Origin of the sequence: Streptomyces monomycini (assembly GCF_022271435.1) — a bacterium.
GTDB lineage: Bacteria > Actinomycetota > Actinomycetes > Streptomycetales > Streptomycetaceae > Streptomyces > Streptomyces monomycini.
Genome location: NZ_JAFIQY010000085.1, coordinates 1 through 2,163 on the forward strand (window position 1 = coordinate 1; position 2,163 = coordinate 2,163).

The following is a 2,163-nucleotide window of genomic DNA, read 5'->3' on the forward strand; positions in this document are numbered from 1 at the left end:
GCGTCCGCTGCCATCACCGTGTCGCAGACCTCCACGGCCCGCTTCTCCGTGTCGTACGCCGTGCGGATCAGGTGGATGACCGGGACGCCGGACGCCAGTTGCAGCGTCTTGACCTCGGCAGGTGAGGGCATCCGGGCGCGGATCTCTTCCTCGAAGTGGTCGAGGTGGTGGCCCAGCTCCTCCAGCCGGGCGTAGATGCCGCCGGGGCCGGGGTTGGGTTCGGCGATCTGGGTGCCGCGGGCGATGTCGAGCGGGAGGTAGGAGGTGGCGAACTCGACCGGCCGGCCGTCGAGCAGGTAGCGGCGCCGCCGGGCGAGCACGCGCCGCACGGAGCCGAGCCGGGCGGAGATGTCCTGACTGGCCTTCTCCTCCTTGACCTCCAGGCCGTCCACCTTCGGGTGACTGCCGGCGGCGTCGGCCTCCACGATGAACGCGGACTTCCCCTGCTCGCGGTGGCGCCGGGCGAACCGGTCGGAGGCGAGCCGCCGGACGGGCGGGCGCGGCCGGACGAAGACGCCCTTGCCGTGCTCGGCGTGGACCAGGCCCTCGCCCTGGAGGACCGAGAAGGAGTTCCGCACCGTCATACGGGATACCCCGTAGTGCTCGACAAGTTCAGCTTCCGAGGGCAGCTTCTCCCCCTCCCTGAACCGGCCACGGTCGATGGCCTCGCGCAGCTGATCGGCGATCTGCCGGAAGACCGCACGATCACTCGTGGGGTCGAGAGCGCCAAGAACGCTCGGAAGAGACGTCACGTGGACTACTCCTTTAGGTATCTAGACGAGTGGGCGAGTGCTGTTGCTACGGTGGAGAGCCTAGCCATCCGAAGGGGCCGAGGAACGTGAGCACCGACCGTCCGCACTCCGTGAGCGTCGCCGGGGTCATCGTTGACGACCAGGGCCGGGCTCTCCTGATCAAGCGGCGCGACAACGGCCACTGGGAACCGCCGGGCGGAGTCCTCGAACGCGAGGAAACCATCCCCGAAGCCCTTCAGCGCGAAGTTCTCGAAGAGACCGGCATCAAGATCGAGCTTCCGGCAACCTTGACCGGCGTCTACAAGAACATGACGGGCCTGATCGTTTCTCTGGTCTTCCGCTGCCGGGCCGCCGACGGCACCCCCACCACCGGGAACGAAACCCGCGCGCTGCGGTGGGCCACCCGCGAAGAAGTCACCGAACTCGCCGACGAGGCTTACGCGATCCGCGTCCTGGACGCGCTCGACGCCATGACCCCGCCGGCCGTCCGCGCCCATGACGGCGTGAAACTCGTCTAGCCCGAACCCGCTGCACATGGCGGCCTACCAGCACGAAGGAACTTGTATGCACGAGTATACGAGTAGAGTCCAGGTCTGGGGGCTCAGTTGCCCAGGTTCCCCGGAAGAGGTGAGCCGGGCCCGCCGATGGACCCGCGACATACTGCGCGATTCCCCGCTGGCCGAGGACGCCGAACTGATCGTGAGCGAGCTGAGCTCGAACGCGATCCTGCACACCGCCAGCGGGCGGGACTCCGGCAGCTTCCATCTGTCCCTCGCGGTCACCCCACAAGTCATCGCCCTGTCGGTCACGGATGACGGAGGCGCAGGCACGTTCCCGAAAGTCGAGGACCAGGAGGACCAGGACGAGGAGGCCGAGCACGGCCGCGGGCTCGGCATGGTCCACGCGATCGCTCACCGGGTGGTGGTCCACAGCAGTCAGGGCGCCCACACCGTCACCGCCGAACTCTTCACGAGCAACCGACCAGGAGCCCACCCATGCTGAAGACCGACAAGCCCCGCCGCGGCTACTGGTGCGAATGCTGGACCCAGGACCTCGCCAACCCGACCGAGAGGCCGGCCCTTCACGCATCCTTCGACGCCTACTCGGCCCACCAGGCCGACCGGTGGGTAGCGGTCGCCCTCCGCACCATCACACCGGCCCTCTCCCCGGACGCCTCACGCGAAGCCTGGACCTGGCTCTGCGAAGGACGCATGAAGGCCAGGTCAGCCCTGCTCCGCCGACAGCCCTCCACGGTGACCGTCACCCAGGCCACCACCCGCATCACCTGGACGATCCGCCCCGTGATCTACCTGCCCCTCGCCCACCGCCAGGGCACCGTACTCCCCGCCTGCACAGAGGACTTCAAGCCCCTCCCGCCAGCCTGAGTTACAACTTTCTCTACTGGTTCAAG

At 68.1% G+C, this 2,163-nt stretch carries 4 protein-coding genes; 3 read left to right on the top strand and 1 reads right to left on the bottom strand.

All coding sequences use genetic code 11. The annotated features are described in order from the left end of the window. The coding region (locus JXZ78_RS39935; protein ID WP_238783722.1) for a GntR family transcriptional regulator at positions 1-752 on the bottom strand (752 nt) is incomplete at its 3' end. A gap of 110 nt (positions 753-862) precedes the next feature. Between JXZ78_RS39935 and JXZ78_RS39940 the strand changes: the two genes are divergently transcribed. Genes JXZ78_RS39940 through JXZ78_RS39950 form a run of 3 tightly spaced genes read left to right on the top strand, consistent with a single transcriptional unit; the run spans position 863 to position 2,137 of the window. Continuing rightward, a complete protein-coding gene (locus tag JXZ78_RS39940; RefSeq protein WP_030021011.1) occupies positions 863-1,270 on the top strand; it encodes an NUDIX hydrolase in 408 nt (135 codons plus the stop codon). Positions 1,271-1,316: 46 nt separating this feature from the next. Continuing rightward, positions 1,317-1,754, top strand: a complete 438-nt coding sequence (locus tag JXZ78_RS39945) for an ATP-binding protein (protein WP_238783723.1) — start codon at positions 1,317-1,319, stop codon at positions 1,752-1,754. Continuing rightward, positions 1,748-2,137 (top strand): hypothetical protein, encoded by a 390-nt coding sequence (locus JXZ78_RS39950; RefSeq protein WP_238783724.1) that lies wholly within the window; start codon positions 1,748-1,750, stop codon positions 2,135-2,137. The genes JXZ78_RS39945 and JXZ78_RS39950 overlap by 7 nt, the downstream gene beginning before the upstream one ends. The last annotated feature ends 26 nt before the right edge of the window (positions 2,138-2,163 follow it).